The organism is Streptomyces angustmyceticus (assembly GCF_040701845.1).
Classification (GTDB): domain Bacteria; phylum Actinomycetota; class Actinomycetes; order Streptomycetales; family Streptomycetaceae; genus Streptomyces; species Streptomyces angustmyceticus_A.
The window spans coordinates 99,270-117,781 of the sequence record NZ_JBFBHQ010000020.1; the positions used below are offsets into that span (position 1 = coordinate 99,270).

Annotated in this window: 17 protein-coding genes; 2 read left to right on the plus strand and 15 right to left on the minus strand. The window is 71.1% G+C overall.

Annotated elements, in window-relative coordinates:
• Positions 1 to 36: 36 nt before the first annotated feature.
• The 3 genes from AB0411_RS29080 to AB0411_RS29090 form a co-directional block, all read right to left on the minus strand.
• Positions 37 to 678: a vitamin K epoxide reductase family protein gene (locus AB0411_RS29080; RefSeq protein WP_366420251.1), complete on the minus strand. Its 642-nt coding sequence runs from the start codon at positions 676 to 678 to the stop codon at positions 37 to 39.
• Positions 679 to 1,007: 329 nt separating this feature from the next.
• Positions 1,008 to 2,270 carry a histidine--tRNA ligase gene (hisS, locus tag AB0411_RS29085; protein WP_366420252.1) on the minus strand — a complete coding sequence of 421 codons (1,263 nt, stop codon included), beginning with the start codon at positions 2,268 to 2,270 and terminating at the stop codon, positions 1,008 to 1,010.
• An 11-nt stretch (positions 2,271 to 2,281) separates the two neighbouring features.
• Positions 2,282 to 2,995 (minus strand): MBL fold metallo-hydrolase, encoded by a 714-nt coding sequence (locus AB0411_RS29090; protein WP_366420253.1) that lies wholly within the window; start codon positions 2,993 to 2,995, stop codon positions 2,282 to 2,284.
• A gap of 163 nt (positions 2,996 to 3,158) precedes the next feature.
• Between AB0411_RS29090 and AB0411_RS29095 the strand changes: the two genes are divergently transcribed.
• On the plus strand, positions 3,159 to 3,986 hold the full coding sequence (locus AB0411_RS29095; RefSeq protein ID WP_366420254.1) for a peptidylprolyl isomerase: 828 nt from the start codon (positions 3,159 to 3,161) through the stop codon (positions 3,984 to 3,986).
• A gap of 250 nt (positions 3,987 to 4,236) precedes the next feature.
• Positions 4,237 to 5,466: a DUF349 domain-containing protein gene (locus AB0411_RS29100; protein ID WP_366420255.1), complete on the plus strand. Its 1,230-nt coding sequence runs from the start codon at positions 4,237 to 4,239 to the stop codon at positions 5,464 to 5,466.
• A 139-nt stretch (positions 5,467 to 5,605) separates the two neighbouring features.
• Here the strand turns inward: AB0411_RS29100 and AB0411_RS29105 are convergent, their stop codons facing one another.
• The 12 genes from AB0411_RS29105 to AB0411_RS29160 all read right to left on the minus strand — a co-directional run bounded on the left by AB0411_RS29105 (position 5,606) and on the right by AB0411_RS29160 (position 18,275).
• The gene (locus AB0411_RS29105) at positions 5,606 to 8,230 is read right to left on the minus strand and encodes a RelA/SpoT family protein (RefSeq protein WP_366420256.1); all 2,625 of its coding nucleotides are present in this window, start codon (positions 8,228 to 8,230) and stop codon (positions 5,606 to 5,608) included.
• A gap of 175 nt (positions 8,231 to 8,405) precedes the next feature.
• Positions 8,406 to 8,954, minus strand: a complete 549-nt coding sequence (locus AB0411_RS29110; protein ID WP_366420257.1) for an adenine phosphoribosyltransferase — start codon at positions 8,952 to 8,954, stop codon at positions 8,406 to 8,408.
• On the minus strand, positions 8,951 to 10,063 hold the full coding sequence (gene secF, locus AB0411_RS29115; protein WP_366420258.1) for a protein translocase subunit SecF: 1,113 nt from the start codon (positions 10,061 to 10,063) through the stop codon (positions 8,951 to 8,953). The genes AB0411_RS29110 and secF overlap by 4 nt, the downstream gene beginning before the upstream one ends.
• A 1-nt stretch (position 10,064) precedes the next feature.
• The gene (gene secD, locus AB0411_RS29120) at positions 10,065 to 11,846 is read right to left on the minus strand and encodes a protein translocase subunit SecD (protein ID WP_366420259.1); all 1,782 of its coding nucleotides are present in this window, start codon (positions 11,844 to 11,846) and stop codon (positions 10,065 to 10,067) included.
• A gap of 151 nt (positions 11,847 to 11,997) precedes the next feature.
• Positions 11,998 to 12,528, minus strand: coding sequence for a preprotein translocase subunit YajC (yajC, locus tag AB0411_RS29125; RefSeq protein WP_366420260.1), 531 nt, complete (start codon positions 12,526 to 12,528; stop codon positions 11,998 to 12,000).
• A 161-nt stretch (positions 12,529 to 12,689) separates the two neighbouring features.
• The gene (ruvB, locus tag AB0411_RS29130; protein WP_366420261.1) at positions 12,690 to 13,778 is read right to left on the minus strand and encodes a Holliday junction branch migration DNA helicase RuvB; all 1,089 of its coding nucleotides are present in this window, start codon (positions 13,776 to 13,778) and stop codon (positions 12,690 to 12,692) included.
• 82 nt (positions 13,779 to 13,860) lie between these two features.
• Positions 13,861 to 14,481 carry a Holliday junction branch migration protein RuvA gene (gene ruvA, locus AB0411_RS29135; RefSeq protein WP_366420262.1) on the minus strand — a complete coding sequence of 207 codons (621 nt, stop codon included), beginning with the start codon at positions 14,479 to 14,481 and terminating at the stop codon, positions 13,861 to 13,863.
• A complete protein-coding gene (ruvC, locus tag AB0411_RS29140; protein WP_086720418.1) occupies positions 14,478 to 15,056 on the minus strand; it encodes a crossover junction endodeoxyribonuclease RuvC in 579 nt (192 codons plus the stop codon). Before ruvC ends, ruvA begins: the two co-directional genes overlap by 4 nt.
• A 152-nt stretch (positions 15,057 to 15,208) precedes the next feature.
• Entirely contained in the window at positions 15,209 to 15,961 is a 753-nt protein-coding gene (locus tag AB0411_RS29145; RefSeq protein WP_030076370.1) for a YebC/PmpR family DNA-binding transcriptional regulator, read from the minus strand.
• Positions 15,962 to 16,076: 115 nt separating this feature from the next.
• Positions 16,077 to 16,664 (minus strand): pyridoxal 5'-phosphate synthase glutaminase subunit PdxT, encoded by a 588-nt coding sequence (pdxT, locus tag AB0411_RS29150; RefSeq protein WP_086720417.1) that lies wholly within the window; start codon positions 16,662 to 16,664, stop codon positions 16,077 to 16,079.
• Between the two features lie 8 nt (positions 16,665 to 16,672).
• Positions 16,673 to 17,584, minus strand: a complete 912-nt coding sequence (gene pdxS / locus AB0411_RS29155) for a pyridoxal 5'-phosphate synthase lyase subunit PdxS (protein ID WP_086720416.1) — start codon at positions 17,582 to 17,584, stop codon at positions 16,673 to 16,675.
• Positions 17,585 to 17,729: 145 nt separating this feature from the next.
• Positions 17,730 to 18,275: a hypothetical protein gene (locus tag AB0411_RS29160; RefSeq protein ID WP_260637814.1), complete on the minus strand. Its 546-nt coding sequence runs from the start codon at positions 18,273 to 18,275 to the stop codon at positions 17,730 to 17,732.
• Positions 18,276 to 18,512 lie beyond the last annotated feature (237 nt).

An 18,512-nucleotide genomic window follows, 5' to 3' on the forward strand; every position in this document is an offset into this window, starting at 1 on the left:
CGGCGGCCGGGGCGTGCGGCGGATGCGCGCGGACGACTAGAGCAGCGTGCTCCAGAACGACCACCACTTGGTGAGGATCAGCACCGCGATCACGCCGTACCAGAGCACGGGCACGACCCAGTGGAACTCGACCACCGCGGCGCGCAGCCCCTCGGGCGCCGGGATGATGCCGTGCTTGAGGTTGTGCGCGGTGGTGTACCAGAACATCAGGATGGTGACGCACCAGGTCAGCGTGCACCACAGGCACAGCGAGTTGATGCTGTACAGCGACTGGGACATCAGCCACATGCAGAAGACCGAGGCGAGCCCGGTGCCGATGTTCAGGCCGATCCAGTACCAGCGGCGGAAGCGGGCGCCGGCCAGCAGGGCCATGCCGATCGCGACGATGACGCCGAAGCCGACCAGCCCGGCCATCGGGTTCGGGAAGCCGAAGACCTCCGCCTGCTTGCTCTGCATGACGTTGGTGCAGGAGATGATCGGGTTGAGACTGCAGGCCGGCTTGAAGCTCGGGTCCTTCAGCAGCTCGAACTTGTCCAGGGTGATGATCCAGGCCGCGAGGATGCCCAGCGCGCCGGTGATCACCAGGAGGAGCGCAAGGCCGCGGCCGGAACCGATGGTGCCCGCGCCGCTCGCGTGGTCGTCGTCGGTGGACACGTCGTCAAGCGCTGTCGTCGTCATATCGCCGTTCCGTCGATCCCTTGGGAGATGAGGCTGAGCAAGCGGGTCCGCAAGCGCGGCACCGCCGTTCATTCTGCCCCAACTCCACCATGACCTGCCGTGCGATGAACATAAAGCCGAACCCTCCGTACACAGGGTTCTCTCAGGTTCGCGGCCCTCCGGCCCGCCCCGCGGCCCGGTGCGGGCCGGCCGCCGCCGGTGGCGCGGCGCGCCCAAATCCCTCCGCCGGGATGACGGCGCCGCCGGCGTTGACACCGGGGGCCGGGCAGCACGAGGGGCCCGGACGGCAGATCGCCGCCGGGCCCCTCGCTGTCGTGCCGCGCGCGGGCTCAGCCCAGCCTGCGCCGGACCTCCCCGGCCACGCCGTCGAGCGCCACGGCGGTCTGCTCGCCGCTCTCCAGGTCCTTGAGCTGGACCAGGCCCTCGGCCAGGTCCCGCTCCCCCGCGACGAGCGCCAGCCGCGCGCCCGAGCGGTTGGCGGACTTCATGGCGTTCTTCAGGCCCTTGCCGCCGAACGCGAAGTCGGTGGCGACCCCGGCCCGGCGCAGCTCGGTGACCACGCCGAACAGCACCCGGCGGGCCTCCTCGCCGAGCGGGACGGCGTACACGGCGGTGGCGGCGGGGATGTCGAGCGCGACGCCCTCCGCCTCCAGGGCCAGCACCGTGCGGTCGACGCCCAGCGCCCAGCCGACGGACGGCAGCGCGGGGCCGCCGATCATCTCGGAGAGGCCGTCGTAGCGGCCGCCGCCGCCCACCGCGGACTGCGAGCCGAGGCCGTCGTGGACGAACTCGAACGTGGTGCGGGTGTAGTAGTCCAGGCCGCGGACCAGCTTCTCGTCGTCCTCGAAGGCCACGCCCGCCGCGGTCAGCAGCTCGCGCACCTGCTCGTGGTACGCCTTGCAGGCCTCGCAGAGGTAGTCGCGGAGTTTGGGCGCCCCGTCGAGCTGCTTCTGCACCGCCTCGCGCTTGTCGTCCAGGACGCGCAGCGGGTTGATGTCGACCCGGCGCCGGGTGTCCTCGTCCAGGTCGAGCCCGCGCAGGAAGTCCTGCAGCACGGCACGGTAGACGGGACGGCACTCCTTGTCGCCCAGGGAGTTGAGCAGGATGCGGAAGTTCCGCAGCCCCAGCGCGCGGTAGGCCTGGTCGGCCAGGATGATCAACTCGGCGTCCAGCGCCGGGTCCTCGGCACCGATGGCCTCGGCACCGACCTGGGAGAAGTGGCGGTAACGGCCCTTCTGCGGACGCTCGTAGCGGTAGTACGAGCCGGAGTACCAGAGCTTGACGGGGAGGTTGCCCGCCTTGTGGAGGTTGGCCTCCAGCGCGGCGCGCAGCACGGACGCGGTGCCCTCGGGGCGCAGCGCCAGCTGGTCGCCGCCCTTGGTCTCGAAGGCGTACATCTCCTTGGTCACGATGTCGGTGGACTCCCCGACACCGCGCGCGAACAGCTCCACGTTCTCGAAGCCGGGCGTCTCGATGTAGCCGTACCCGGAGTTCTTCAGCGGCGCGGCGATCGCCTCGCGCACCGCGAGATAGGTGGCGGACTGCGGCGGAATCAGGTCGTACGTGCCCTTGGGGGCCTTGAAGGTGCTCACGGAAGCTCTCGTCACATTCCTCGTCGTGGAGCGGCGCTGAAGCCGTCTCCGAGGCCGGCGGCCACTTCCCGCAGGAAGGGGTTGGTGGCGCGCTCGCGGCCGATGGTGGTCTGGGGGCCGTGGCCGGACAGGACGACGGTGGAGTCCTCCAGCGGCAGGCACACACGCGCCAGCGACTGCAGGATCTCGGCGTGGTCGCCGCCCGGCAGGTCGGTGCGTCCGATGGAGCCGGCGAACAGCAGGTCGCCCGAGAAGAAGACCGGCGGAACGTCGGCCCGCTCGGGCATCCGGAAGGTCACCGACCCCTTGGTATGGCCCGGCGCGTGCGCGACGGAGAACTCCATCCCGGCGAGTTCCAGGGCGGCACCGTCGCTCAGCTCCTTGACGTCGTCCGGCTCGCCCACCGTGAGCTCGCCCATGAGCTGCTGACCGATGGAGCGGCCGAGGGCCTTCTCCGGGTCGCTCATCATGTAGCGGTCCTCGGGGTGGATCCAGGCCGGGACGTCGTGCGCGCCGCACACCGGCACGACCGAGGCGACGTGATCGATGTGACCATGCGTGAGAACGACCGCGACGGGCTTGAGCCGATGCTTCTTCACCGCGTCCTCGACACCTTGGGCCGCCTGGTGGCCCGGGTCGATGATGACGCACTCCTCGCCTGCGGCGGGGGCGACCAAGTAGCAGTTGGTGCCCCAGGCCCCGGCGGGGAACCCGGCAATCAGCACGTTCGTCCTTAAAGGTCGGTGTGGAGGTCGGCCGGCAAGGCCGCTCCTCCCGGACATCTCGGCAGCTCCAGAGCCTACCGGCGGGACTCCCGGCAGGGCGAACCCGTATACCGTACGGCCACGGCGCACGAGCGCGATCGATGATCGGACAAGGAGACGACCGGTGGTCAGCAAAGATCAGCGGCGGCGGCAGCTCGCCCGCGAGAAGTACGAGCGTCAGCAGCAACGGCGGTCCGCGGCCCAGGTGAAGGCCAAACGCCGCAACGTGATCATCGCCTCCGTCGCGGCCGTCGCCCTGGCCGCCGGCGCCGTCGTCTACGTCTCCGCGGGCCTCGCGGGCGGCAGCGACCAGGAGGACCGGGCCGCGGCCCCGAAGCCGTCCAGGGCGCCGGACCCCTGCGACCGGCCCGCGAAGGGCAGCCCGTCGAAGAAGACCTGGCCGAAGGAGCCGGCGATGTCGATCGACACCTCCGCCTCCTACGCCGCGAAGCTGACGACCACCTGCGGCACCATCGGCATCACACTGGACGCCGGCAAGGCGCCGCATACGGTCAACTCCTTCGCCTTCCTGGCCGGCCAGGGCTACTTCGACCACAGCAGGTGCCACCGCCTCGTCGACCGGGGCCTCTACGTCCTGCAGTGCGGCGACCCGAAGGGCACCGGCCGCGGCACCCCCGGCTACACGATCCCGGACGAGAACCTCAAGGACCCGCGGCTCAAGGGCGGCGTCTATCCGGCGGGCACCGTCGCGATGGCGAACCGCTATGACGGGACCAGCGAGAAGACCCGCAACTCCGGCGGCAGTCAGTTCTTCCTCGTCTACCGGGACAGCAAGCTGCCGCCGAACTACACACCGTTCGGCACGATCACGGGCGGTATGGACGTGCTGCAAAAGATCGCCAAGGCCGGTGCGACGACCGACCCGCAGACCGGCAACAGCGCGCCCAACGCCACCGTCGTGATCGACAAGGCGTCCGTGCAGAAGTCCTGACCGGCCGGGCGACCTGGGGCGGCGCGGTGGCGCCGCCCCGTGCGAACCGTGGAAATTCGTCGTGCTGGATGCGGACAGCGGACGGCCGGTCGCCTAGATTGGCGTTGGGTAGGGTGCCTGCTCCGACGGCTGCCACCCTCACCCGCGATTCAGCCCGTCGGACCGGCCAGGGCGCGGCCCTGCCGGACAGAAACTGTGGACGATGCCGGGGGGCCGCACGCCCCCGTCGGCATCATGTGGAGGAGGCGCTGTGAGCAGCGACCCATGGGGCCGCGTCGACGAGACGGGGACCGTGTACGTGCGTACCGCCGACGGCGAGCAGGTCGTCGGATCGTGGCAGGCGGGAACTCCCGAGGAGGCCCTCGCCTACTTCGAGCGCAAGTATGAGGGCCTGGTCGTCGAGATCGGCCTCCTCGAGCGCCGGGTCAAGACCACCGACCTGTCGGCGAAGGACGCGACGACCGCGATCGATCATCTGCGCACCCAGGTCGACGAACACCATGCGGTGGGCGACCTGGACGCGCTGCGCAAGCGGCTGGACAAGCTCGTCGAGGCCGTCGAGTCGCGCCGCGAGGAGCGCAAGGCGCAGAAGGCCAGGCAGCACGACGAGGCCCGGCACGCCAAGGAGAAGCTGGTCGCCGAGGCGGAGGAGCTGGCGGCCAGCGAGCAGTGGCGGGTGGCCGGCGAGCGGCTGCGCGCGCTGGTCGACACCTGGAAGGGCCTGCCGCGGCTCGACCGCAAGGCGGACGACGAGCTGTGGCACCGCTTCTCGCATGCCCGCTCGGCGTTCTCCAAGCGCCGCAAGGCGCACTTCGCGTCGCTGGACGCCCAGCGCGAGGAGTCCCGCAAGGCGAAGGAGAAGCTGGTCGCCGAGGCCGAGTCGCTGTCGCAGTCGACGGACTGGGGGGCCACCTCGGCCCGCTACCGCGAGCTGATGGCCGACTGGAAGGCCGCGGGCCGCGCCCAGCGCGAGCACGAGGACGACCTGTGGAACCGCTTCCGCGGCGCCCAGGACATCTTCTTCCAGGCGCGCGGCGAGGTCTTCGCGGAGCGGGACGCCGAGCAGCGGGAGAACCTGACCCGCAAGGAGGAGCTGGCCGTCGAGGCCGAGAAGCTGCTCCCCGTCTCGGACCTGAAGGCCGCGCGGTCGGCCTTCCGCTCGATCAACGAGCGGTGGGAGGCCATCGGCCACGTCCCGCGGGACGCCCGCCCCAAGATCGAGGGCCGGATGCACGCCGTCGAGCGCGCCATCCAGGAGGCCGAGGAGAACGAGTGGCGGCGTACCAACCCCGAGGCGCGGGCCCGCGCCGCGGGGCTGACCGGCCAGCTCCAGGACGCGGTCGACAAGCTGGAGAAGCAGATCGACACGGCCCGGGCGGCGGGCAACAACGCCAAGGCCGACAAGCTCGGCCGGGAGCTGGAGGGCCGCAAGGCGCTGCTGGACCAGGCGGTCAAGGGCCTGGAGGAGTTCGGCGGTTGATGCCCTCGTTGCGGCTGAGCCACCGCCGCTCTCGCGGAGGTGGTACTCACCGTCGCGGTTCCTCACTTGATGGCTGAGGCACCCGGTGCGAAGGGCCCCGGTACGGATTTCCGTACCGGGGCCCTTCGTGTGTGCGGCGCTACGGCCGCCGGGCCGACGTCACCCGGTACACGTCGTAGACGCCCTCCACGCTCCGCACGGCCTTCAGGACATGCCCCAGGTGCTTGGGGTCGCCCATCTCGAAGGTGAAGCGGGAGGTGGCCACGCGGTCGCGGGAGGTCTGGACGGCGGCCGACAGGATGTTGACGTGCTGGTCGGACAGGATGCGGGTGACGTCCGACAGCAGGCGGGAGCGGTCCAGCGCCTCGACCTGGATGGCGACCAGGAAGACCGAGGACTGGGTGGGCGCCCACTCGACGTCCAGGATCCGTTCCGGCTGCCGGGACAGCGAGTCGACGTTGACGCAGTCGGCGCGGTGCACCGAGACGCCGTTGCCGCGGGTGACGAAGCCGATGATGGGATCGCCCGGCACCGGCGTACAGCAGCGGGCGAGCTTGACCCACACATCGTCGACGCCCTTGACGACCACACCGGGGTCGGCGCTGGAACGCCGCTTGGAGCGCGGCCGGATCGGCGTGGACTCGGCGATGTCCTCGGTGGCCTCGTCCTGGCCGCCGAGCGCCTGCACCAGCTTCTGGACGACGCCCTGGGCGGCGACATGGCCCTCGCCGATGGCGGCGTAGAGCGAGGAGATGTCCGGGTAGCGCATCTCGTGCGCCAGGGTCACCAGCGAGTCGCCGGTCAGGATCCGCTGGATCGGCAGGTTCTGCTTGCGCATGGCCCGCGCGATGGCGTCCTTGCCCTGCTCGATGGCCTCGTCGCGGCGCTCCTTGGAGAACCAGCCGCGGATCTTGTTGCGGGCGCGGGGGGACTTGACGAAGCCGAGCCAGTCGCGGGAGGGCCCGGCGCCCGTCGCCTTGGAGGTGAAGACCTCCACCAAGTCGCCGTTGTCCAGGGTCGATTCGAGCGGGACGAGGCGCCCGTTGACCCGTGCCCCTATCGTGCGGTGACCGACCTCGGTGTGCACCGCGTACGCGAAGTCGACCGGGGTGGCGCCGGCCGGGAGCGCTATCACGTCGCCCTTGGGCGTGAAGACGAAGACTTCGTTGCGCGACAGGTCGAAGCGCAGCGACTCCAGGAACTCGCCCGGGTCCTCGGTCTCCTTCTGCCAGTCGAGCAACTGCCGCAGCCAGGCCATGTCGTTGACCGTGTCCTGGCCCTTGCCGGCGTTCTTCGGCACGTCCGTGCGGACCTTGGACGCGCCGGCGACCGCCTCCTGCTTGTACTTCCAGTGCGCGGCGATGCCGTACTCGGCGCGGCGATGCATGTCGAAGGTGCGGATCTGGAGCTCGACGGGCTTGCCGCTGGGGCCGATCACCGTCGTGTGCAGCGACTGGTACATGTTGAACTTGGGCATCGCGATGTAGTCCTTGAACCGGCCGGGGACCGGGTTCCACCGCGCGTGGATGGTGCCGAGGGCGGCATAGCAGTCGCGGACGGTGTCGACGAGGACGCGGATGCCCACCAGGTCGTAGATCTCGGCGAAGTCGCGGCCGCGCACGATCATCTTCTGGTAGACGCTGTAGTAGTGCTTCGGTCGGCCGGTGACGGTGGCCTTGATGCGGGCGGACCGCAGGTCGGCCTGGACCTCGTCGGTCACTATGGCCAGGTACTCGTCGCGCTTGGGCGCCCGCTCGGCGACCAGCCGGACGATCTCGTCGTACATCTTGGGGTAGAGGATCGCGAACGCGAGGTCCTCCAGCTCCCACTTGATGGTGTTCATGCCCAGGCGGTGGGCGAGCGGAGCGTAGATCTCCAGCGTCTCGCGGGCCTTCTTCTCCTGCTTCTCCCGCTTGAGGTAGCGCATGGTGCGCATGTTGTGCAGCCGGTCGGCGAGCTTGATGACCAGGACGCGGGGGTCCTTGGCCATCGCGACGACCATCTTGCGCACCGTCTCGGCCTGCGCGGCCTCGCCGAACTTGACCCGGTCGAGCTTGGTGACGCCGTCGACCAGCAGCGCGACCTGGTCGCCGAAGTCGCCCCGCAGGGTGTCCAGGCCGTACTCGGTGTCCTCGACGGTGTCGTGCAGCAGGCCGGCCATCAGGGTCGCCGGGTCCATGCCCAGCTCGGCGAGGATCGTGGTCACCGCGAGGGGGTGGGTGATGTACGGGTCGCCGCTCTTGCGCTTCTGGCCGCGGTGCCAGCGCTCGGCGACCTGATAGGCGCGCTCGATCTGGCGCAGCGTGCCCGTCTCGATCTTGGGGTCGTTGCCGCGGACGGCCCGCAGCAGCGGCTCCAGGACCGGGTTGTACGGGCTGGAACGCTGGACGCCCAGCCGGGCGAGGCGGGCCCGGACCCGGTTGGGTGAGCCGGAGCGGCCCACGGGGGCGGGCGCCGGCGGCTTGGGCGGGGCGGGCTGGTCGGCCTTGGCCGGCGGCTTGGGCGCGCGGGACGGCTGTGCCGGCTGGGGCGACGAGGCGGCGGGCCCCGGCTTGGGCGCGGTACGCCGTTCGGCGGGGGCCTGGGACGCGGCGGACCCGCCGGCCGGCGGCGGGGGCGTGGCGGTGCCGCCGGACGCGCTCTGCCGCTCCGGCTGGGGCGCGTCGGAGGACGCCGCGTTCGCCGGCTTCGGCTCGTCCGGGCGCGCGGCGTCGGATCCCGCCGGACGCAGTCCGGGGGAGAGCGGCTGGGCCTCGTCTGGCAAGAGCACTCCTCAGGCGGTTCCGGACCCCAGCACCTCGAACGGGCCGGGGTGCCATGGTATCGACCTCGGGGCCGCCGCTCCCCCGCGGCCGCCGTTCCGTACATGACACAGCAGCAGGGGCACCCGAATTCTTCCGGATGCCCCTGTTTGCTCGATGGTGCGGTGCGCCTGCGGCTCAGACCGTGATCAGGGCCTCCAGCGGAGCGCCCTTCAGACCCGGCTCCAGCCGCTCCCGCCCGGCCAGGAAGCCCAGCTCCAGCAGGACCGCCACGCCCGCGACCTCCGCGCCCGCGCGGCGGATCAGCTGCAGCGCGGCGTCGGCGGTGCCGCCGGTGGCGAGGACGTCGTCGATCACCAGCACCCGCTCGCCCGGGGCCAGCGCATCGGCGTGGATCTCGATCTCGGCGGTGCCGTACTCCAGCTCGTACGCCTGACGCAGCGTCTCGCGGGGCAGCTTGCCCGCCTTGCGCACGGGGACGAAGCCGACGCCGGCCCGCAGCGCCACCGGGGCGGCGAGGATGAAGCCACGGGCCTCCAGGCCGACGACCTTGTCGACCCGGTAGCGCCCGCACAGGTCGGTGAACGCCTCGGTCAGCGCACCGAAGGCGGCCGGGTCGTCCAGCAGCGGGGTGATGTCCTTGAACACCACCCCCGGCTGCGGGTGGTCCGGTACGTCCGCGATCCGGCTGAGCAGCAGCGCGCGCAGGTCGGCCGCGGCGATCATCGGCGCTTGCCCGACGGGCGGCCGCGTCCGCGGTTGCGGGAGGCGGGCTGCCGGCGCGGGCCGACGACCGCGGTGCCGTCGTCGTCCTCGGCGTCCGCCGCCCCGTCCTGCGCGTCCTCCTGGCCCTCGCCCTTGGCGGCGGCCGCGGCACGCTTCGCCTTGACCCGCTTGGCCAGGGCCTTCATCTGCGGCTCGCGCTCCTTGAGATCGGCGACCAGCGGGGTCGCGATGAAAATCGAGGAGTACGCACCGGCGGCGAGACCGACGAACAGGGCCAGCGAGATGTCGTTGAGCATGCCCGCGCCCAGGACACCGCCGCCGACGAACAGCAGACCGGCGACCGGGAGCAGCGCCACGACGGTGGTGTTGATGGAGCGCACCAGGGTGCCGTTGATGCTGCGGTTGGCGATCTCGCCGTAGGTGAAGCGGGTCTGCTTGGTGATGTCCTTGGAGGCTTCCTTGAGGCTGTCGAAGACGACGACCGTGTCGTAGAGGGAGTAACCGAGGATCGTCAGCAGACCGATGACCGTGCCGGGCGTGACCTCGAAGCCGACCAGGGCGTAGATGCCGACCGTGATCGTCAGGTCGTGGATCAGCGCGATCAGGGCGGCGACCGCCATCCGCCACTCGAAGGCGACGGCGAGGTAGAGCACCACCAGGACCATGAAGATGCCCAGGCCCAGCCACGCCTTGTTGGCGATCTGCTCGCCCCAGCTCGGGCCGACCAGCTGGGTATTGACGTCCTTGACCGGGACGTTCAGGTCCTTGGCGAGCTCTTCCTGGACGGGCACCGACTGCTTGGTGTCCAGACCGCTGATCTGGATGCGCAGCGCGCCGCCGCCGAGCTTTTGCACCACGGCCTGGTGGCCGCCGGCCGCCGACTCGGCCTTGTGCTGCGCCTCCGAGGCGGAGACGGAGGTGTTCGGGGTGGTGAAGACCGCGCCGCCGGAGAACTCGATGCCCATGTTCAGGCCGCGCACCCCGAGGCCGACGATGGCCACGATGGTGATGAGGATCGAGAGGCCGTACCAGATCTTCCGCTTGCCGATGAAGTCGTAGCCGACCTCGCCGCGGTAGAGCCGGGCGCCGATGGTGCCGAGCTTGGACATCTCACGCCTCCTTCGTGGTGGGGGCGGCGCCGCGACGACGGCGCAGCGGCGGCTTGGCGCCCAGGCGCTTGGGGTCGAGGCCGGACCAGGAATGTCCTTCGGAGAAGAACTTCCGGCGGGCCAGCAGCGTCATCAGGGGCTTGGTGAAGAGGAAGACCACGACGACGTCGAGGACGGTGGTCAGGCCGAGCGTGAAGGCGAAGCCCTGCACCTTGCCGACGGTGACGATGAAGAGCACCGCGGCGGCCAGGAACGACACGAAGTCGGAGACCAGGATCGTGCGGCGGGCCCGGGGCCAGCCGCGCTCGACGGCCGGGCGCAGGGTGCGTCCCTCGCGGATCTCGTCCCGGATGCGTTCGAAGTAGACGATGAACGAGTCGGCGGTGATGCCGATGGCCACGATGGCGCCGCAGACCGCCGGGAGGTTCAGCGCGAACCCGATGGCCGGGCCCAGCAACGTCATGATCGTGTACGTCAGGACCGCCGAGACGCCGAGGCTCGCCAGCGCGACCAGCGCCAGCCCGCGGTAGTAGGCGACGAGGTAGATGACGACCAGCGCGAGGCCGATGGCACCGGCGATCAGGCCGGCGTGCAGCTGCTCGCCGCCGAGCGCCGCGGTGACCGTGGTCTCGTCGTCGATCTTGAAGGAGAGCGGCAGGGCACCGTAGGACAGCATGTTGCCCAGGTCCTCGGCGGACTGCTGGGTGAAGCCGCCGGAGATGGTGGCGTTGCCGCCGTTGAGCCGCTCGTTGACGCGCGGGTCGGAGACCACCGCGCCGTCCAGGACGATCGCGAACTGGTTCTGCGGCGGCGCCTTGCTGGCGAGCTTGCCGGTGACGTCCGCGAACTTCTTGCCGCCCTCGGAGGTGAAGTCCATCTGGACGATCCAGCCCTGGCCCTGCTGGCTGTCGAACACGGCCTTGGCGCTGCTGACGTCCGTGCCCTCGACGCCGACCGGGCCGAGCACGTACTTCTGGCTGCCGTCGTCCTTGCAGGCCACGACCGGGTCGGACGGCTTGGTGTTGGCGGCCTTCTCACCGGCGGCGGCGCGGCTCTTCTTGGTGGAGCAGTCCAGCGCGTTGAGCTGCTTTTGGAGGGCCGGCGGGATGTCCGCGCCGCCCGGGGGCGTCGGTGCCGGGGGCGTGGAGGGCTTGGCCGGGCCGGAGGGAGTGGGCTTGGCGGACGGCGCCTTCTTCAGCGAGTCCGTCACCGCGCGGCCCTGCGTCGTCGGCTTCGAGCCCGGCGTCGGGGAGGACGAGGCGTTCTGCTGGGTGCCCGGCGTGTTCTTCGCCTGGTCACCGGCGGCCTTGTCGCCCTTGCCGTTCGCGCCGCCCTTGGAGGAGGGGCTCGGCTTGGGCTCGGGGGTCTTGGTGCCCGCGGTGGTGGTCAGCACCGGCCGGAACCCGAGCTGGGCGGTGGTGCCGACCTGCTGGCGGGCCTGCTTCGCGTCCGTCCCCTTGGGGATGTTCACGATGATGTGGTTGCTGCCCTGCGTCTGGACCTCGGACTCGGTCACACCGAGACCGTTGACCCGTCGCTCCATGATGCCGGCGGCGGTGTTCATGTTGGTCTCGTTGATCGCGTTGGGCTTGCCCGGCTGGTTCTGGGCCGCCAGCGTGAAGCTGGTGCCGCCGGCCAGGTCGATGCCCAGTCGCGGCGTCAGCGTGCCGGAGTAGAACATCCCTCCGATCAGCCCCGCCATGGCGATCAGGACCAGGATCAGGGTGCGGCCCGGATGTCCCTGGCTCGCGGGCGCCCTGCGGCCCTTCTTCGGTGCTGCCACCTTCTCGTATCTCCCTGTCCAACCCCTCGGCCAGGGATGCCGGCCGAGGGGCCACGAAGTCTTGTGGGGACGTGCCCCCGCCGGAGCCTAGACCGTCCCGGAACCGCGGCGCACGACTCACCACGCGTGCTCCGCGGTTCCGTGGGGCGGACTACTTCGCTTCGTCGTCGCCGGACTTCTTGTCGTCCTTGGCGGTGTCCGCGTCGGCCTTGACGCTGTCCTTGGCATCGCCGGCGGCCTTGGTGTCCTCGGCCTCGGCGGCGGGCTTGTCCCCGGCGGGCTCGGCGGCCGGGGTCTCGGCCTTGCCCAGGTCGATCTTGTCACCCTTTCCGGTGGCCGCACCGGCGGTCAGCGAGGAGGCGTCGTCCGGGACGACCGGCTCGTCGGCGTGCAGCGGGTCGGCACCGTCCAGGATGCGGTTGTACTCCTCGTCCGCGATCACCGCGCCGATGGCGTTCTTCGCGTAGATGGCGTGCACGCCGGGGGCCACCTCGAGAAGGACGGTCTCGTCGTGGACTTCCTTGACGGTGGCGTACATGCCGCCGATCGTCCGGACGCCGGTGCCGGCCTGCATTTCGTTGCGCATCTGCGCGGCCGCCTGCTGCTTCTTCTTGGCGGACCGCGTCATCAGGAACATGGCCCCGATGAGGACGATGAACGGGAGGAGAGTCACGATATTCACGGGACGGAAATCCTTCGCACGACCGCGGATGCGCGATCTCATATACGGGGGTGGGTATGCCGCCCATACGAACGGCATCGGCGGAGTCTAGGCGAGTCCCCACCAGTGGAACAACGCACAGCATCCCACCGCAGTTCCTGACCGGGCGAGTCCCCGCGCCGTCACGCCCCGAACAAGCCCTGCTGTCCGCTTGCGCCCGGTTGCTGCTGCGGCGGCACCAGCCCCAGATGCGTCCACGCCGCCGGCGTCGCGATCCGGCCACGGGGCGTCCTGGCCAGCAGTCCTTCCCGTACGAGGAACGGCTCGGCGACCTCCTCGACGGTCTCCCGCTCCTCCCCCACCGCGACCGCGAGGGTGGACAGGCCCACCGGGCCGCCGCCGAACAGCTTGAGCAGGGCCGTGAGCACGGCGCGGTCGAGGCGGTCCAGGCCGCGGGCGTCGACCTCGTAGACCCCGAGGGCCTGGGAGGCGATCTCGCGGGTGATCAGGCCGTCGGCCTTGACCTGGGCGTAGTCGCGGACGCGGCGCAGCAGGCGGTTGGCGATACGGGGCGTGCCGCGGGAGCGGCCGGCGATCTCCGCGGCGCCCTCGGGTTCTATCTCGACGTCCAGCAGCCCGGCCGAGCGGTGGATGACCCGCTCCAGCTCCGCGGGGGCGTAGAACTCCATATGGGCGGTGAAGCCGAAGCGGTCGCGCAGCGGGGGCGGCAGCAGACCGGCCCTGGTCGTGGCCCCGACCAGGGTGAACGGGGGGAGTTCGAGCGGGATGGCGGTGGCTCCCGGACCCTTGCCGACGATCACGTCGACGCGGAAGTCCTCCATCGCCATGTAGAGCATCTCCTCGGCGGGCCGGGACATCCGGTGGATCTCGTCGAGGAAGAGGACCTCGCCCTCCTGGAGGGAGGAGAGGATCGCCGCGAGGTCGCCGGCGTGCTGGATGGCGGGGCCCGAGGTGATCCGGATCGGGGCGCCCATCTCGGCGGCGATGATCATCGAGAGGGTCGTCTTGCCGAGGCCCGGCGCCCCGGACAGCAGGACGTGATCGGCGGTGGCGCCGCGGGCGCGGGCGGCGCGCAGCACCAGGTCGAGCTGTTCGCGCACCCGCTCCTGGCCGACGAATTCCTCGAGGTCCTTGGGCCGCAGCGCGGCCTCGACGGCGGTGTCCTCGCCGTCCGCGTCGGCGCCGACCAGCCGGTCGGGCGCGCCCGGGGCGTCCTCGGCGGTGTGCGGTGCGGTGTCGTCCCAGTTCACTGCGGATTGCCTCGCGGGGTCGGGGCGGCCGGGCCGCCTGCGTGGTCGTACGGTCGGGGGCGCGCGGCCCGTCCGGCGACGGTCATCGCGTCCGGTTCAGGGTCTGCAGGGCCGCCTTGAGCAGCTGCGGCACCTGGGGCGTGCCGCCCTCGGCGACGGCCGCCTCGGCCTGCGGGGCCACCGCGGCGACCGCCTCGTCCGCCTCGCGGGTGGCGTAACCGAGGCCGATCAGGGCGGCGTGCAGCTGGTCGCGCCAGCCGGCCGTGACGGCGCTGCCGACACCCGCGCGGCCGCCGCCGACCGGCTCCCCGAGCCGGTCCTTGAGCTCCAGGAGCAGTTTCTGCGCGCCCTTCTTGCCGATGCCGGGGACGGCGGTGAGGGTCTTCTCGTCGCCATGGGAGACGGCCAGGCGCAGGGTGTCCGGGGAGTGCACGGCCAGCATCGCCTGGGCGAGGCGGGGGCCGACGCCGCTGGCGGTCTGCAGCAGCTCGAAGGTCTGGCGCTCGTCGTCGTCGGCGAAGCCGTAGAGCGTGAGCGAGTCCTCGCGGACGACGAGGGAGGTGGCGAGCTTGGCCTGCTGTCCGATGCGCAGGGCCGACAGGGTGTTCGGCGTGCACTGGACGGCCATGCCGACACCGCCGACCTCGACGACGGCGGTGTCCGGGGCGAGGGCCGCGACCGGACCGGAGACGAAGGCGATCATCGGGTGCCCTTCTGGGGAGCCGCCCGGCGCGGGGCGGCGGACGGGACGGTGGCGGGAGCGGCGCGGCGGGCCGCGGCATGCGCCTGCTGGAGGCGGTTGACCGCGGGAGCGCGCCAGATGTGGCAGATGGCGAGGGCCAGGGCGTCGGCGGCGTCGGCCGGCTTCGGCGGGGCGTCGAGCCGCAGCAGACGCGTGACCATCGCGCCCACCTGGGCCTTGTCGGCCCGGCCCGATCCGGTGACGGCCGCCTTGACCTCACTGGGGGTGTGCAGCGCGACCGGCAGTCCGCGCCGCGCCGCGCACAGCATGGCGACCGCGCTGGCCTGGGCGGTGCCCATGACCGTACGGACGTTGTGCTGGCTGAAGACCCGCTCCACAGCGACGTACTCCGGGCGGTACTCGTCGAGCCAGGCGTCTATTCCGCGCTCGATCTCGACGAGGCGGTGCGCGATGTCGGCGTCGGCGGGCGTGCGGACGACGCCGACACCGACCATCGTCAGCGGGCGCCCCGCGACCCCGTCGACCACGCCGACCCCGCAGCGCGTCAGCCCCGGGTCCACCCCCAGCACCTTCATCGGTCCCCGCCCCTCGCACTGTCGCCCGGCTGTTCCTGCTCGTGGGGGCGGATGCCCCCTGATCAGCACAGTAACGGCTGCCACTGACAAACCGACGGGCCGACGGGGTGTGTCCCCGTCGGCCCGTCAGTCGACCGAGCGTGCCACGCCTGTCAGGCGTCGACCTTGGCCATCACATCGTCCGAGACGTCGAAGTTGGCGAAGACGTTCTGCACGTCGTCGCTGTCCTCCAGCGCGTCGATCAGCTTGAAGATCTTGCGCGCGCCCTCTTCCTCCAGCTCGACCTGCATGGTCGGGACGAAGTTGGCGTCGGCCGAGTCGTAGTCGATGCCCGACTCCTGGAGGGCACTGCGGACCGCGACCAGGTCGGTGGCCTCGCTGAGCACCTCGAAGGACTCGCCGAGGTCGTTGACCTCCTCGGCGCCGGCGTCCAGGACCGCACCCAGGACGTCGTCCTCGGTCAGCTCACCCTTGGGGACGATCACCACGCCCTTGCGGTTGAACAGGTACGACACCGAACCCGGGTCGGCCATCGAACCGCCGTTGCGGGTCATGGCGACGCGGACGTCCGAGGCGGCACGGTTGCGGTTGTCGGTGAGGCACTCGATGAGCACCGCGACACCGTTGGGGCCGTAGCCCTCGTACATGATGGTCTCGTAGTCGGCGCCGCCGGCCTCGAGACCCGCGCCGCGCTTGACCGCGGAGTCGATGTTCTTGTTGGGCACCGAGCTCTTCTTGGCCTTCTGAATGGCGTCGAAGAGCGTCGGATTGCCGTCCGGGTCGGCGCCGCCGGTACGGGCCGCGACCTCGATGTTCTTGATCAGCTTCGCGAAGAGCTTGCCGCGCTTGGCATCGATCACGGCCTTCTTGTGCTTCGTCGTAGCCCATTTAGAGTGGCCGGACATCCGCCTGTCTCCTTCGCGTCACCAACATCTGAAACGAACACCTCAGATCCTACCGGGGCCGGATCACACGGTGTTACTCCCGCCCGTCACCCGGCCACCGTCCCCGAAGTGCCCCTCAGGCGCGCCGCACCATGTCCACGAACAGGGCATGGACCCGGTGGTCACCGGTGAGCTCCGGGTGGAAGGACGTGGCGAGGACGTTACCCTGCCGCACGGCCACGGTGTGCCCGTCGTACGTGGCCAGGACCTCGACCGCGCCGCCGACCGACTCGACCCAGGGCGCCCGGATGAAGACGCCCTCGACCGGTCCGCCGGCGATCCCGGCGACGTCGACGGCCGCCTCGAACGACTCGTTCTGCCGCCCGAAGGCATTACGGCGCACGATCATGTCGATGCCGCCGAGCGTCTCCTGGTCCTCACGGGCGTCCAGCAGCTTGTCCGCGACCATGATCATGCCGGCGCAGGTGCCGTAGACCGGCTTGCCCGCGCGGACGAAGGCGCGCAGCGGCTCCAGCATGCCGAAGACGACGGCCAGCTTGGACATGGTGGTGGACTCGCCGCCCGGGATGACCAGGCCGTCGATCTCGTCCAGTTCCTCGGGACGGCGTACCGGCCGGGCCAGGGCGTCCGCCTCGGCGAGCGCGGTGAGGTGCTCGCGGACGTCGCCCTGGAGGGCCAGCACACCGATGGTGGGGGTGCTCATCTGCCGTCCTACCAGCCGCGGTTGGCGTAGCGCTCGGCCTCGGGGAGGGTGTCGCAGTTGATGCCGACCATGGCCTCGCCCAGGTTGCGGGAGACATCCGCGATGACCTTCGGGTCGTCGTAGAAGGTGGTGGCCTTCACGATCGCGGCGGCGCGCTTGGCGGGGTCGCCGGACTTGAAGATGCCGGAGCCGACGAACACGCCCTCGGCACCGAGCTGGCGCATCAGCGCGGCGTCGGCCGGAGTGGCGACGCCACCGGCGGAGAACAGCACGACCGGCAGCTTGCCGAGCTCGGCGACCTCCTTGACCAGCTCGTACGGGGCGCGCAGCTCCTTGGCGGCGGCGAACAGCTCGTTGTTGTCACAGCCGCGCAGCTTGGCGATCTCGCCCTTGATCTGGCGCAGGTGGCGGACCGCCTCGACGACGTTGCCGGTGCCGGCCTCGCCCTTGGAGCGGATCATCGCGGCACCCTCGGCGATCCGGCGCAGCGCCTCGCCCAGGTTGGTGGCACCGCACACGAAGGGGGTGGTGAACGCCCACTTGTCGGAGTGGTTGACCTCGTCGGCCGGGGTGAGGACCTCGGACTCGTCGATGTAGTCGACACCGAGCGACTGCAGGACCTGGGCCTCGACGAAGTGGCCGATGCGGGACTTGGCCATGACCGGGATGGAGACGGCGTCGATGATGCCGTCGATCATGTCGGGGTCCGACATCCGGGCCACGCCGCCGTCCTTGCGGATGTCGGCGGGGACCCGCTCCAGGGCCATGACGGCGACGGCGCCCGCGTCCTCGGCGATCTTCGCCTCTTCCGGCGTGACGACGTCCATGATCACGCCGCCCTTGAGCTGCTCGGCCATACCGCGCTTGACGCGCGCGGTTCCGGTCTCGGGGGTCTGGGGCGTGGTGGGCGTGCTGGACACGTGTGACCTCACTCAATGCGGGTGGCTGTACTGCTGCGCCCACACAACCCTCAGCGAGCGGCCCGGGAAAAGGGCCAATTGCAAGGCAGTGGCTCGTCACCACGGGGAGTCACCGCGCCCGGCACACCCCCGCGGGCCCCCGCCGTCAGTTCCCGGCCGACCGGTCGTCCAGCACGGCCGGCGGCTCGTCGTCCATCTCGAAGGCCAGCGGGAAGGGCGCATGGCCGGCCAGCCGCAGATAGCGCACCACCCGGTGGCGGCGCACGGCACGGGCCGCCCGTACGGCATCGTTGTGGAACCGCCGCGCCATCGGGACCCGCCGCACCGCCGCGGTGAGCTCGGTGACCGTCCGCTCCCCGCCCGGCGCCTCCCGTACGGCCTCCAACTGGTCCTCCTCCGCAAAAATGGCCCGCAGCGCCTGGCTCAGCTCGCTCTCCGCCACCTCACGGTGATCCTCCGCCGCCTGCCGCGCCTCGTGCGCGGCCTGGTACAGCACGATCGAGGCGGCGGGATCGAGAACCCCCGAGGTACCCACCTCCTGCGCGACGGACGCCCGCCGGAGCAGCTGGGCGTCGAGGGCCGCCCTGGCCGCGTCGATCCGGGCGTGCAGGCGGTCGAGGCGGCCGGCCGTCCAGCTCAGATAGACACCGATGAGGACGATCGCGACGGCGATCCAGATGAACGTGGTCACCGCGTGAGTTTCCCACGTGTTCGGCTGCGCCTTGCCTCGGGCCGATTTCGGCTGTCCCGCCGTGCGCCTGCGGCGGGGTCCGCTGCGCTTTGCTTGCCGCCCACGTTTTTGGCTGTCCCGCCGTTTCGCCTGGCGGCGGGCGGGTCCGCTGCGCTTTGCTTGCCGCCCACGTTTTTGGCTGTCTCGCCGTTTCGCCTGCGGCGGGCGGTGCCGCTGCGCGGGGCGTTCGGGTGCCGG